7 protein-coding genes and 1 pseudogene are annotated in these 13,403 nt (G+C 46.8%); 7 read left to right on the top strand and 1 reads right to left on the bottom strand.

Annotated features, from left to right (window positions below):
* Positions 1–339 precede the first annotated feature (339 nt).
* The 3 genes and pseudogenes from ACQ86K_RS30500 to ACQ86K_RS30490 all read left to right on the top strand — a co-directional run.
* Positions 340–1,130, top strand: a pseudogene (locus ACQ86K_RS30500) (glycoside hydrolase family 95 protein); the annotation flags it as partial.
* Entirely contained in the window at positions 1,131–2,756 is a 1,626-nt protein-coding gene (locus ACQ86K_RS30495) for a glycosyl hydrolase family 95 catalytic domain-containing protein (protein WP_431200965.1), read from the top strand.
* Positions 2,757–3,010: 254 nt separating this feature from the next.
* Complete coding sequence (locus ACQ86K_RS30490; RefSeq protein WP_091169641.1) at positions 3,011–4,081, top strand: glycoside hydrolase family 43 protein; 1,071 nt, start codon at positions 3,011–3,013, stop codon at positions 4,079–4,081.
* A gap of 134 nt (positions 4,082–4,215) precedes the next feature.
* Here ACQ86K_RS30490 and ACQ86K_RS30485 read toward each other — a convergent pair whose 3' ends face one another.
* Positions 4,216–6,012 (bottom strand): family 43 glycosylhydrolase, encoded by a 1,797-nt coding sequence (locus ACQ86K_RS30485; RefSeq protein WP_431199333.1) that lies wholly within the window; start codon positions 6,010–6,012, stop codon positions 4,216–4,218.
* 720 nt (positions 6,013–6,732) lie between these two features.
* Between ACQ86K_RS30485 and ACQ86K_RS30480 the strand changes: the two genes are divergently transcribed.
* From ACQ86K_RS30480 to ACQ86K_RS30465, 4 genes are all read left to right on the top strand, one after another.
* Entirely contained in the window at positions 6,733–8,739 is a 2,007-nt protein-coding gene (locus ACQ86K_RS30480; RefSeq protein WP_091169647.1) for an alginate lyase family protein, read from the top strand.
* 326 nt (positions 8,740–9,065) lie between these two features.
* The gene (locus ACQ86K_RS30475; RefSeq protein WP_091169649.1) at positions 9,066–10,679 is read left to right on the top strand and encodes a glycoside hydrolase family 43 protein; all 1,614 of its coding nucleotides are present in this window, start codon (positions 9,066–9,068) and stop codon (positions 10,677–10,679) included.
* A 586-nt stretch (positions 10,680–11,265) separates the two neighbouring features.
* Complete coding sequence (locus tag ACQ86K_RS30470) at positions 11,266–11,997, top strand: hypothetical protein (protein ID WP_091169652.1); 732 nt, start codon at positions 11,266–11,268, stop codon at positions 11,995–11,997.
* A gap of 5 nt (positions 11,998–12,002) precedes the next feature.
* Positions 12,003–13,403 (top strand): RtcB family protein, encoded by a 1,401-nt coding sequence (locus ACQ86K_RS30465; RefSeq protein ID WP_091169656.1) that lies wholly within the window; start codon positions 12,003–12,005, stop codon positions 13,401–13,403.

Raw genomic sequence — 13,403 nt, 5'->3', positions numbered from 1 at the left:
TTTTAACGAGGCTGTTCAATTGTGAACAGCCTCTTAATTTCTTCCGGTCGGTAATGCTTAGCGCACAGCATTTGCATAAATTATTCGATGATCTTTCTCGTGTTTGAGGGGCAATTTATACGGCTTAATGCAGCTTTCCGGTTTAACATTTGCGCAATTGTATTGCGCAGGCCTATTCGGCGAACCCTGTTTTCTTTAAAACGGAGCTTGTTCGAAAATCAATCGGGATAATTAATCCGGGGATAAAATATTGTTCATAAGGCTAATAGTCAATATATTGTAAGAAAAAAGCAGCCATACTTAAAAAAGTGACTTGCCGCTATAACCCAATAAACTGACTTGCAAACCGGCACGGGCTTGTATACCCCTGTCATAACTAAACTGATAAAATTGAAAAAGACATTTTTAGCAATAATTGCAGGCCTTTTTTGTGCCGTTGCCTGGGGCCAAAACAGTCAATCCGCTCTTCGGGATCTGCGTTATAGGCTATGGTACACCAGGCCCGCCACCAACTGGAATGAGGCCCTGCCGATAGGGAATGGTTTTATAGGTGGAATGGTCTTTGGCGGCGTACAGCAGGAACGCATCCAGCTCAACGAATCTACCATCTGGGGAGGCGCCCCTAACAACAACATTGATTCGGCCGCTAAGCCTCATATTGAAGAAGTACGCGTGCTTTTGGCGCAAAAAAATACCTGGAGGCGCAGGCGGCTGCCAATAAATATCTCGGCCCGAAGGGCAACAGCGGCATGCCCTATCAACTCGCCGGAAATTTGTATATCAATTTTCCCGGCCAGACAGATGTTAGCAATTATTACCGCGACCTGGATATCGAACATGCCACAGCTACAGTACGGTACAGCTCGGGAGGTGTTCAGTATAAGCGGGAATACTTTACGTCGTTCAAAGAACATGTGTTACTGGTACGGCTGAGTGCTGATAAACCGGGAATGATCAATTGCAAGGTAAGGCTCCAGAGCCCGCTTGTACAAGAGCTTACCGCAGCTAACCAGGAAATCGTTCTTTCAGGTAAAAGCAGCGATCACGAAAATCAAAAAGGCCAGGTTAGGTTTAACATGATCGCCCGTGCAAAAAATCATGGGGGTACTATACAAACAGATACTTCCGGGATGACCATCGCCCATGCGGACACGGCGACTATTTATCTCTCCATCGGCACTAATTTCATCAACTATCACGACCTGTCAGGAAACGCGCCTGGGCGGGCCCGCAACGATATGCAGGCTGCCTGTACCAAATCGTTTAATACCCTGCGCCAATCTAATATCAGGTTTTATCAATCGTACTTTAACCGAATAAAACTGGACCTGGGCATGACAAATGCGATCAAGCTGCCCACAGATGTGCGGATACAAAACTTTGCAGGTAACAACGACGCCCAACTGGCCGAACTGTATTTTCAATTCGGGCGTTACCTGCTGATCTGTTCGTCACAACCGGGATCACAACCGGCCAACCTCCAGGGCATATGGAACGGGGAACTGAAAGGCCCGTGGGATAGTAAGTATACCGTCAACATCAATACTGAAATGAACTATTGGCCGGCTGAGGCCACCCAGCTGTCTGAGCTGGGCACGCCTTTATTTAACCTCGTCAAAGATGTTTCCGTAACCGGTAAGGCAACAGCCAGGCAGATGTATGGGGCCAGGGGCTGGATGCTTCATCATAATACAGACATCTGGCGGATTACCGGTATAGTGGACGGCGCATTCTGGGGTTTATGGCCAACCGCAAATGCCTGGCTATGCCAGCATCTGTGGGAACATTATCTTTTCACAGGAGATAAAAAATTTCTGAAGCAATATTACCCGGTAATGAGAGGTGCCGCTGCCTATTTCGTTGATGTGCTGCAAAAAGAACCGGATCATGGCTGGCTCGTCGTAAGCCCGTCCGTTTCGCCCGAGCACGAATACATAACCGGGAGCCATGAGGTGTCGGTTGCTGCCGGGACCACGATGGATAACCAATTGGTATATGGCTTATTTACAGATGTTATATATGCTGCGGCAGACCTGAATACGGACAAAACATTTGCCGATTCGCTGAAAGCGCTGCGCGAAAAATTGCCGCCAATGCAGGTGGGCCGGTACGGGCAATTGCAGGAGTGGCTGGACGACCTTGACCGGCCAACTGACAATCACCGCCACGTATCGCACCTTTACGGACTTTTCCCGGGGAACCAGATATCTCCTTTTATACATCCGGAATTATTCGCCGCGGCCAAAAATTCATTGGTATACCGCGGTGACGTATCTACCGGCTGGTCAATGGCCTGGAAGATTAATTTGTGGGCCCGGTTATTGGATGGCAATCACGCTTACAAGCTAATCAAAGACCAGATAAAACCAGTCATGACCAGATCCGGAGGCACATATCCCAATTTATTTGACGCACATCCCCCATTTCAGATTGACGGCAATTTTGGCTGCACTTCGGGGATCACCGAAATGTTGATGCAAAGCCATGATGCTGCAATCTACCTGTTGCCTGCTATGCCCGACGACTGGGATAAAGGCAGTGTAAACGGGCTGATGGCCCGTGGCGGATTCAAGATAGACCTGGCATGGTCAGGCCGTCACCTAACAAAGCTCGTTATACATTCGGCCCTTGGCGGGAATTGCCGGCTGCGTGTTAACGAACTGCTGAACAACCGGATGTTAAAAAAGCAAACGGTGTTAACAGCAATGGATTCTATCGTATCACCGACATCGCGCAACCCATTATCAAAAAAATGATAAAGATCTAAACGTAAAACTCCCGAAAAGTTATTTATATGACCTTCCAACCCTGGCAGGTAAAACATACCGCATTATTTGAGTAATTAATAAGATGGCTTGTAGTAGCTATTTCGCTATAAGCATATAACAGGGAATTGGCCGGCGATATGATGAAAAAAATGCTGGACAACCGGGGCTATCCAGCCCCGTCAAATTAAACATCGAAGTATAAATGCCCTGCCTGCTGCCTTTGGAAAACAATATTAACAAAGATGAAACAAACCCAATTTAAACTTATCTGCACACTCATGGCGGCGGTTTTCACCGTAAGTCAGGCCGCCGCCCAAACAAAAGAAAAACAAATATTTTTATCTCCTCCCCTCATCAGATCGATTTATACCGCAGACCCCTCCGCACATGTTTTCAATGGTAAAATTTATATTTACCCTTCTCATGACATTGACACAGCCGTAACCGACAACGGTAGCGGCGATCACTTTGCGATGAGGGATTATCATATCCTTTCGCTCGATCATATCAACGGGCCGGTAACCGATCACGGGGTAGCCCTCGATATAAAAAATATCCCCTGGGCGGGAAGGCAGCTATGGGCGCCGGATTGTGCTTACAAAAATGGCGTATATTACCTTTACTTCCCGGTGAAGGATAAACAAGATGTTTTCCGTATTGGCGTTGCTACTTCCAAAGATCCCGCCGGGCCTTTTAAAGCCGAACCACAACCAATTGAAGGCAGTTTTAGTATCGATCCGGCGGTTTATACAGATTCGGATGGCCAAAGTTATATGTATTTTGGCGGTATCTGGGGAGGTCAGTTACAGCAATGGGCCACGGGTAAATACCAGCCCAACGGTTCCAAAACCGACCTTCAGAACGATGATGCCCCGGCGCTCAGCTGTAAAGTGGTCAGGCTAAGTTCGGATATGAAGCAATTTGAGGGGCCGGTGAAGGATGTTATTATCCTGGACGAGAGCGGGCGCCCGCTGCTGGGAAAAGACCATGACAGGCGTTTTTTTGAAGGGCCCTGGATGCATAAATTTAAAGACAAATACTATTTCACCTACTCTACAGGTGACACGCATTACCTGGCATACGCTACAAGTGATAAGCCATTCGGCCCCTTCCGCTATAAAGGAATATTTTTGAAACCGGTGCAGGGCTGGACCACGCACCATTCTATCGTAGAGTTTAAAGGAAAATGGTACCTGTTTTACCACGACACGGAAATCTCCGGCAAAACACACCTGAGAAATGTTAAGGTAACGCCGCTTTACCATCGTTCAGACGGCAGTATTGCCCTGATTGACCCGTTTAAATCAAAATAAATTTAGAATAAGCTACGGCCTTCAATTAAACTAAAGACCGTAGCTAATTAATTTATTATCTTTTTTCCGCCCATGGATGGCAATCGGAAAGCACTGAGAACGCCTGCCTTTATGATTAATTAGTTTGGGGCAGCTTATTTAAACAATAATGATCTTATTGCCAAAGCATTCTTAGATCCTTTTATCTTGACATATAGATCATGCTGACCGGCAATGGCGGGTATCTTTGCAGATATGGCCGACCATTTATTCAATGAGCCTGTACTTTTAACCGGTATAACCGCGATTCTCCTGCCGTCTTTGTTTAGGTCATCGATCCATATTTCAACGCTGCCGTTACTAAGCGCCGCGGCGGTCAAAGAAATATTGGTTGCTTTGTTTGCCCCTCTCCCCATATCCACTCCGCCCAACATCACCCAACCTCCGGCATCATTATTTAAGATAGCGCCATCAACCTGAGATAACGTAACGCCCCAATAATTATTGGCGCCTGCTAAAGGCTGCTCCGAATAACCGTCTTTATAAACGAAAAGATCGAAATCCGCTTCCCTGCCTTCAGCAAAAAGGCCCAGGCTGGTACCTACCCACGAATTAAAATTAGGCTGGGCTTTGTCCAGTTCACTTGCATTGATGACCGTACCGATTTGATGCCATTGCAGACCATCAGAACTGTAGTAACCGGTTAGCTCATGCGCTTTTCGCTCCAGCTTCAGCCATACGCTTTCCCCAATTTTGTTTTCTGTGCTGAACGACTGGCCGCCCATCGCGAAATTGAATGTTTTTCTGCCTTCTTCAAACCCAGTACAAAGACGCACGTTTACCGATTCATTGCCGGAAGCAAGGTAAATCCCCGCCTCTTGCCCTGATGCCAGGGCATTCAGCCTTACCCGCGTAACGAGCGAATAATAATGTCCCGCCTCTTTTTGCAGAATGTGGGTCCTGCCAATTTTCGGCTTAAGCCTAAGCCAGCCTTTATTGTCAGTGACTGAATACTGTTGAGCAGCGTTCTTGTTGAAAAAATGCCAATACAACGACAAATTTGAACTTGAAAATTCATCCGACCTCGGTAAGCGCCAGGCCAGGCCGTTATTTGTAAGATTTGGACGTGTAAGGGGCATATCTGAGGGATAAGGAACAAAAGGATGGCCGTCGGCTGTCCACTGAACCTGCAAAATCAGGTCCTGTCTTCCCTGGCCGCTCCAGTCATCCCCTTTGGGTGCATCGTAACTTTGCGCGATACACCACCAGGTACCGTCACTTAACCGAAATGGAGACGACATGTGATTGACTGATCTGAACCTGTTATCCGGATCTTTTGAAAATGCGAATATTTTTCCAAGGTTCTCCCATTTCGCTGAATCCGCAGTAAGTGATCTTGAACGAAGTACATACTGCCCGCCTGTAACATCACCAGCCATGAAGTAATAATACCAGCCGTCTCTCTTACACATCACAGGGCCCTCAGCCCAGCTGTATTTCTTGTCGTGATTGATCCAGTCCAGGTTAATCAATTTGCCTGTCAGGTGGCCAGAACGATCGATCTGCTGTATGCGGTTAGCTGTCTGACTGGCTTTAATGATCATGTAAGGTGTGCCGTCGTCATCTACGAAAATAGAATTATCGTAGCCGATAGGACCTGTATCCGGGGTTGTTTTAACTTTTTCAGGCGCAGACCATGGCCCCGACGGTTTCGTGGCGCTTGACATGTATTGCCCGCCTCCTGCGCTGTTTGAAAAATAAATACGATAAACGCCATAAAAATAGGTTATTGCGCCTTGCCAAATGCCGGCACCCGGCGCCCCGGACTTTAACTCATCCCAATCCGCGGGCACAACCCTTGAAATGAGCTCCCAATGCAACAGGTCTTTGGAATGAAGAATTGGTAAGTTAGGGACGAGAATGAAAACTGGAGCCGCACATGTAAAAGTCATCGCCAACCTTTAAGAGTGTCGGGTCCGGATGATCCCCGGCGAGCACCGGATTGACATAAGTTCTAACCAGGGTTGCTGCATCCTGGGGGTAAGGGGCCGGCTTGATATCTTCTACCTTACTGAACTGAGCTATAGCGCCATGATACCAGAAGAAAGAACAAACAACTATTAAACTACAACGGGAAATAATGGATTTGAAAGTCATCAGTGTACAAATGAATATAAGACCTAAAAATATGATTACAGCATTCGCCCGGATGTCCTGTATGTAACTAATCGTACAACGAATGTGCAAAATCGCCATATTGATAACGCTCATTGCAGATATCGAATAGCTGATTATCCATATTGTGATTAGACTTTAGATGACATGATCAAAGGCGCCGAATTATCAAAACAAGACTATTGTTCCATTTTTAAGTCATTGCGGCAATAGTAATGAGTATAAAAAAAGGTAAAAAATGTCTTTCCTGTATGTGCCTTTTTTATAAAAAACTGTTAAGAGTTGTACTGTGTGCTTTCCTGCTGATATAGTGAGTATCTTCCGGGCTGAACGTGTGCAAGGCGTCCGATTTGTCACTTATAATGACTATAACAAATGATAAACATTAGGCACAATTGGCGTATTACCGGGCCTTTTGTAATATCCGCAGGGCCGGTTGGTTTAAATTTTCGACAGAATTAAAAAAATATTCAATTTTAATTATTTAAGACACGTTTATGAAAACAGTTGTCAGGTATCTTATTAATGCTTCAGCGCTGTTGTTTTGCTTTCAAACTTCAACAGCACAACAGTTTGTCCATCCGGGGCTGCTTCAAGGCCGCGAAGACCTGGCCAGAATAAAAAACGGCGTTGCCATGCGCATTGAGCCCATTTTTACGGGCTATAATCAATTAAAAGATAATCGCCAGTCGCAGTTCGATTATAAAATGCAAGGGCCAATGGAGATGGTTGGCCGAAATCCTACCGTGGGCCAGGGTGTTTATGATGCTGACGCCAATGCGGCCTATCAGAACGCCATCATGTGGACCATAACAGCCGATCAACGTTATGCGGAAAAAGCAAAACAAATTGTTGATGCCTGGGCATCGAAATTAAAATCCATAACAGGCCGTGACGCCGTATTAATGGCCGGTCTTGGACCGTTCAAAATGGTTAATGCCGCGGAAATTTTGCGCTATACCAATTCAAACTGGGCACCTGTCAAAATTAAGCAGGCTGAGAAGCACTTTAAAGAAGTGATTTATCCGGTTATTAAAGATTTTGCACTTTTTGCTAACGGCAACTGGGATTCAGCTGCACTAAAAACAATGATGGCCATAGCAGTATTCTGCAATGACCGGCCAATGTTTGAACGCGCGATTGTTTACTATCAATACGGCGAAGGCAACGGCAGCCTGCCCAATTATATTATTAATGAAGAAGGACAGTGCCAGGAAAGCGGAAGAGACCAGTCGCATACGCAATTGGGTATTGCGCATCTTGCCGATTGCGCCGAGATAGCGTGGCAACAGGGACTAAACCTTTACGGTATACTCAATGATCGCCTGCTCAGGGGCTTCGAGTACACCGCGAAATATAATTTGGGGGAGAATGTTCCTTATTTGCCCGCAATGGACCGGACCGGAAAATATTTGCATGCTCAGATAGCTACAGAAGGGCGCGGCAAACTGCGTGCGGTTTATGAAGAGGTATTTAATCACTATGTTCACCGGGCGAATAAAACGGCCACTTTTACGCAGAAAGCTGCTGAAAAGGTACGGCCGGAACCGCAAGGCACGCCGGGTGCAGACCATATTGGCTTTGGTACTTTATTGTACTCACGCAGCCTGCAAACTATTGACCCCTATGCAAAGGTTAAGCCGTGCACACCGTCGGGATTGACGGCTATGCCTGAGAACAGATCCATTCAATTGACGTGGGTACCGGTACGGGGAGCCATTTTTTATCAGGTTAAAAGGGCAGTCAACAGGAAAGGAAAGTTTAAGATAATCTCCTCCAGGGTTATCAATGCACAGTTTAAGGATAAAAATGTAGCCTCGGGGCGCAAGTACGTGTATACCGTATCGGCGGTGAATAATAAAGGTAAAAGTAGGGACGCCTATCCTGCTGCTGTTACAGCGGGATTGCCCGCAGGATGGTCGGTTACCGATCTCGACCCCAAATCAAAAAAAGGACAAGCACGGTCATTGGATTCTGGTTTTACTGTTGAAGGTACCGGCATGGGATTTACCGGAAACGAAGAGCAGGCTACCTACATCCATCACAAATTAGTGCCTTATCAAACGCTCGCCGTTCATTATCAGCCGCAGTTGACTTCGCAGTTCACCGGTTTCGGCATTTCGTTCAGGCAGTCTGCGAAGGAAAAGGGGATCGGGGTAAATTTGCTTATCTATCCAGAAGTTTTGCAACAACTTGAGGCCCCCAAATGGGTAGTAACCTGTACGGCTCGGCTTCACCCGGGCGATAGTTTAACACAGGCAGGAGCAACGCTCAATGTAAAAGAACCTGTAGTATCTTTTAACCGCATGACGGGCGGTTGCTGGCTAAAGTTAGTTCAGGAACAAAACCAGGTAAACTCATTTTATTCCGCAGATGGCAAAGATTGGCAACTGATCGGGACTGTTGCGCGAAACCTATCGCTGACAGAAGCCGGCATAATCGTTTTTTCGGGGCTTGAAGCGGTATCTACAACGGTCAAATTTGATCAGGTTAGGTTAGAATAACCTTTTAAAAATATTAGCATAGCCGGAAATGCTGACATCGTCAGGTCGGGTTTATATAACAAAAAGTCTATTTGGAACAACAATATTCTTTTTGATACCCATAAATTCGTATCAACCATTTAGCCTGAGCAAACAAACCGACGATCATGTCTGCTGGTTGCACCATCAATTTTGGTATGCCTGCGGTCGGAAAGCCCGGATTTTTACAGTGCTTGATAAGCCGGGTCAATTGAGGTGCAATTATAAACTTTGTTTAAACGGGTTATGACGTTACAGAATTTTAAACCGGAAAATGAAAACTAAGCTTTCCCTGATTTTTTAATACTATGCTCGGTAATATTTCTTTTGCGCCCATTATTGCTGGCCTTGTTTCAGCCCTGCTTTGTTTTAATAAAGCCTGTTGCCAGCCTAAACAAGTAGCTCCGCTATGGGGCAACTGGACTCACTGGGGCGACCAACTTGACGGTACTTACCGTAACCCTGTCTTACCTGGTGATTACAGCGATGTGGATTGCATCCGGGTGGGTACTGACTATTATGCCGTGTCCTCTACGTTTCAGTATTCCCCTGGTTTTGTGATCCTGCACTCTAAGGATATGGTAAACTGGCGCATCCTGGGCCACGCTGTCAACGATATTTCGGTGATTTCGCCCGCTATGAATTATACCAGGATGGACCATTATGGCCGTGGGATCTGGGCGGGGGCCATACGCTATCATAACAACCGTTTCTGGATCTACTTCGGTGATCCGGACGAGGGCTATTTTATGAGTTCGGCCACACGGCCTGAAGGCCCCTGGGCGCCTTTAAAACATGTACTGAACGAAAAAGGCTGGGACGATTGCTGCCCGTTTTGGGATGATGACGGCCAGGGCTACCTGATAGGCACCAGGTTTGCCGATAACTATAAAATCCACCTGTTTAAAATGTCGGCCGATGGCTCGGTGATTGACCGGGAAAGCGACAAGGTGATCCACCAGTCGCAGGGCAGCGAGGCAAACAAGCTGTACAAAATTAATGGCTATTATTACCACCTTTTCAGCGAGGTGCGCAACGACGTAAGGGTGCTTATGATGGAGCGGGCCAAAGATATTCGGGGCCCTTACGAAGGCCCGCAGCAATTGAGCGAAGGTCAGCCGCAATTTAACGAACCCAACCAGGGCGGATTAGTGCAGACTGCTGACGATAAGTGGTACTTTTTGACCCACCATGGCTCGGGCGATTGGTCGGGCCGGATATTGAGCCTGTTACCTGTAACCTGGACTAATGGCTGGCCTATCATTGGCCGGCCTAATGCAGCGGGCCTTGGCGAAATGGTGTGGCAGGCCCCTATGCCCGTAACCGGCACCGGTCGGGTTGTTCCGCAAAGTTCGGATGAGTTTAACGGCAACACGCCTGGCCCCCAGTGGGAATGGAACTACCAGCCCCGCGCCGCCAAATGGTCCTTAACTCAGCGAAAAGGCTGGCTCAGGCTGCACGCCTTCAAACCACTCAAAAACGATTTGCTGTATGCCGGAAACACCATAATCCAGCGCTGCTACCGCACCAACGCCAACGAGGCCACCGTTAAAATTGACCTGAGCGGCATGGCTAACGGCCAGCGCGCCGGGCTATCACACTTTGGAGCACCCCATTATGCGGCGGCCGGTGTAGTGCAAACCAGCCGGGGTAAACAGTTGCAGTTCTTTACTGAAAATGCCGTAACCGACGGCCCCATCATCAAGGGCAATAACATTTGGTTACGCACAGTGTGGGGCCTGGATGGCAAAAGTAATTTTACGTACAGCACGGATGGCAGGAATTTTAAACCCATTGGCGAAACCTATCAGTTAAGATGGGGATCATACAGGGGCGACAGGCTGGCCATTTACAGTTTTAACGACCTGCAAGATGCCGGTTTTATTGATGTTGATTACCTGCACTATCAATATTCCCATTAAAACAGATCCAAACAGAGAGCAGACAAACTGACCCTATAACACGCCTAACCCGCACCAACCTGATGATCCGCCTGAGATTTGCACTGCAATTATTACTCGGTTACAGTATATTGACCACGGCCCCGGCCGCCGCGCAATCCTGGACGGCAAGTAGAAAGCTGATAATTCGCCAGGTATGCTTTACAATTCTATGGTAATAGATACGCGCAGTTTAAATCATAAGCAACAAGCGCTGGCGATGGAAATTGTAGCTACGTTGCGGCCCAAACCTGCAAACTAAATAGCCGCCTCTTGATATTTCGAATTAAATTCTATCTTTGCATCCAATTCCTGATTTGTTAATCTTTTAAATATCAAGGAATCATGACAGAGCAAATCTACATATCGCCCCTTTCGCTCATTGCCTGATCAGGCAGGCAAACCCTGTATTTTATTAAATAATTAAACGGTTGCATCAGTAACCTGTGCATTATTTTGCCTGCCCCCCAATTCACTGGATTTTTTGAGCGCTCTAACAAGGGTATATCCTTACTCAAGGACGAACTGAGATCAAAAATCAAATTCAAGAAAATTAAATGAAAGTGTGATGAACACACATGAATGGCCGCGCTGTATCAAATCGGCGCGGCGCAAAAGGCGGCTCGTTAAAACCGGTCGGGATAAACAACTGATACAGATGGACAAACGGCGCGATGAACTAAGGGAGCAAAGAAGGCTTTTGCCGATGGTTGCGCTTGAACACCCGTATCAACGTGGCTGGAAACGTTTTTTTGTGTTGCGGGATGACCATAAGCATAACCCCAGGAAGGACTTTTATGAAGCCTTATTAATGAAAATTAACACGGTTGAATATCATCAGGACAAATCCTTCAAACGGAAAAAACGACGCAAACAACGTTATGTGTACCAGGCTAAACCGCAAATACTGCGTGAGTTGTCGCAACATAGTTGGGATATCAACAGGATCAATTTAACCGAGCAGGAAAAGGTTTGCTTTACCCGTGTTGAAACTTTTGATGTTAAAACCTACCGTACCGAGGTGAAATACGTGTTTGCCGAGCCCTGGCGATATGTGCTAAAGGTAGCGCCGCATATGGTAACACATACTAAAATGATCGATGCGGATATTGAACGGGAATTAGCGTGGATAGACGAACACATTGATAACAACCACTTGTGGCCGCGCATCAACCTGTTAACCCGTGGCCGGAGCTATCGCTGGAAAGATGAGTTTAACGACCGGCCAAAATACATTAACAAATTTAAAAACACACCAAGGTATGCCTGTAAAGAAGCTTACCTGGAATTAGAAACATAACCCACATGGGCAATTTAAGAACAAAAGATTTAAGTAAAATAGGTTATCATAATGATCAGCTGCGAAGCCTGGTTATTGGTATAACCTCTAAAAATTTCAAGCACCATAGTAAGCAGCAGCTACTGGACCTGTTGGTGAATATTAAGAACGATCCGGAAGTATTTCTGGATGATGAGTTAACAAGCAAGATAGCCGAAAAGGTAATTGGCAAAACGGATGCTCCATCCTTTAAAGCGTTTGCACTGCGTGATGAACCGGTATACTGCAAAACTTACGGTGGCAAGGGTATTGAGCAATCGGCCAAAAAACAAATGGAGCTGGCTAATATGCTGCCAGTAAGCGTTCAAGGTGCATTAATGCCTGACGCGCACATGGGTTTTGGTTTGCCTATTGGTGGCGTACTCGCTGCAAACAACGCGGTAATTCCCTATGCTGTAGGTATGGATATTGGCTGTCGCATGGCGCTGTCCATTATCGATGAGAGCGATGGTTTTCTAAAACGGTTCGAATATCAAATTAAACAAGCCTTAAAAAATCATACTCATTTTGGTATGGAAGGAGGCCTGGATGTAAGGCAGGAGCATGAAGTGCTGGATAGCAGGGTATTTAATGAGATCCCATTTTTAAAACCGCTGCGGAGTAAGGCGGTACGGCAATTAGGCACCTCGGGCAACGGAAACCACTTTGTGGAGTTTGGCGAGATCGAACTTTTGGCTGATAACGCTTTAGGTTTACCCGCTAAAAAGTATACGGCCTTGTTAACACATTCAGGCAGCCGGGGTTTAGGTTCGGCAATAGCGAGGCAGTACACGCAGATAGCCATGAATACCTGCAAACTTCCGCGCCACGCACAGCAACTGGCCTGGTTGGATATGAACAATGAGGCGGGCCAGGAATATTGGTTAACCATGACCCTGGCCGGAGATTATGCCAAAGCTTGTCACGAGCGCATACACGCCAACCTGTTAAAGGCTTTAGGCTTGAAAGCTTTGCACGTGGTGGAAAACCACCACAACTTTGCCTGGAAAGAACAATTGGCTGACGGCCGGGAGGTTATTATTCATCGCAAAGGCGCGACACCGGCGCATCAAGGCGAGCTGGGCATTATCCCTGGCAGCATGACCGCGCCGGCTTACCTGGTATCGGGCAAAGGTGCAAATGATGCTTTATATTCTGCATCGCACGGTGCCGGCCGGGCCATGAGCAGGCAAAAGGCTAAGGACAGCATGACGGTTTCGGCCATGAAAAAGTTGCTCACCAATGCAGGTGTAACCTTAATTGGCGGTACCGTTGAAGAGAACCCCTTAGCTTATAAGGATATCGAGGCCGTGATGGCGGTGCAAAGCGACCTGGTTGATGTCCAGGGCAAGTTTTATCCACGTATCGTTCGGATGAATAAGGAGTAG

The sequence above is a fragment of the Mucilaginibacter sp. P19 genome (genome assembly GCF_050632265.1).
In the GTDB taxonomy this organism is placed as follows: Bacteria; Bacteroidota; Bacteroidia; order Sphingobacteriales; family Sphingobacteriaceae; genus Mucilaginibacter; species Mucilaginibacter gossypii.
This window is presented reverse-complemented; position numbering and strand designations above follow the sequence as displayed.